This window comes from Rhodoblastus acidophilus, from assembly GCF_009720655.1.
Taxonomy (GTDB): Bacteria; Pseudomonadota; Alphaproteobacteria; order Rhizobiales; family Beijerinckiaceae; genus Rhodoblastus; species Rhodoblastus acidophilus_A.
In genome coordinates, this window is the sequence record NZ_WNKS01000052.1 from 1 (window position 1) to 1,258 (window position 1,258).

General features: G+C 60.1%; 1 protein-coding gene. It reads left to right on the top strand.

Features of this window, described 5'->3' with window-relative positions; all coding sequences use genetic code 11:
• Positions 1 to 737: 737 nt before the first annotated feature.
• Positions 738 to 1,258: cysteine peptidase family C39 domain-containing protein (locus tag GJ654_RS20640; protein ID WP_246664860.1), on the top strand; the 521-nt coding region annotated here is incomplete at its 3' end.

The window sequence follows — 1,258 nt, forward strand, 5'->3', positions numbered from 1 at the left end:
ACTGTCGCGATGTCCGTGTTGCCAAACACATCAAATCAGGGCGGTTTCCCGCCATGCAACGTGACGCAGTAGAACTAATTATCGAGCCCATTGCGGCGCCCCTTCCGTCTGGAAGGTTTGGGGCGCTCTCCCGAAGCACATTTGCTTTCAACGGTGGGGTGTTCCCAACCCCCTTCGCCTAAGCAATTGACTTCGTTGGATTGCTGCGCATCCCTAGGGAGCGCCATATACTCAAAGTCTCGGCCCGCGTGTCCTACGCCCGATCAACGGTGCGCCAAAGGCTTGCCCGATAACCGTCTTGGGCATTGGCGTCGCGACACACCCTGAAGCGTTCCAATCTTCTTGGCGCCGCGCTCGATCAAGAGATTGTGAATCATCTTAAGCGGCGCGAAGCGGCGGGCCGGCTCTCCGCCTCGCAACTTAGACGGCGGCGCCAGGCTGGGAGACGCCCTGAAGGCATGGTGGAGCCTTGCGCCCCGAACGCGGCGCGAAACAATGACGTTCGGCGACAACATGCTTCCGTCTTAACCATTTCGTCCAACAGACGCCGTCGCCCGCAAGACCCAGACGCAAACGTCGGAGAGCGCGCGAAACCCTAAGTGGTGGCAACTTGCTTTTTTTGGCCGTGTTGGCTAGCATCAATCCCTGATTACTTGCCTTGATCAGATTTCCGCGGCACAGGTGGACGTGTAACTTTTCGGCAAGCTCTTCTAAATTTGATAACCTGACGGCGGCACATGACGGTCAAGCCCGATTTCTCCCAAGCCCCGGAGGCCGCAGCGCCGCGACACTCGGGACTGCGCGCATTATGCAGCATAGCCGCCTATTACCGGATTGCTGCGGACCCCAACCATCTTGTCAAGGAACTGGCGATCGAGGCGGGTGAGGAGGCGCCGAACGAGCTCGTCCGCGCCGCCGTTCGCATGGACCTCAAGGCCAGGGTCATCGAAAATCCATCGCCTGAGCGCTTGGCTTCGGCGCCGGTTCCGGCCTTGTTGAGGCTGAAGAACGGATCCTGGTGTGTGTACGCCGGGGTGACCGCCGCCAACCTCGCCCGCATCGCCGATCCCGCGACCCGAATCCAACGCGAACTCCCGCTGAACGATCTTGTCGCGGAAATCGATCCCCTCCTTGTGCTTGTCGCCCGACGATTCCGGGGGGCGGGCGTCGATCCCAAAAACTTCGGCTTCCATTGGTTTGCGCCGTCGTTGTGGCGTTACCGCAAGCCGCTGATCCACGTGCTGATCGCTTCGTTCTT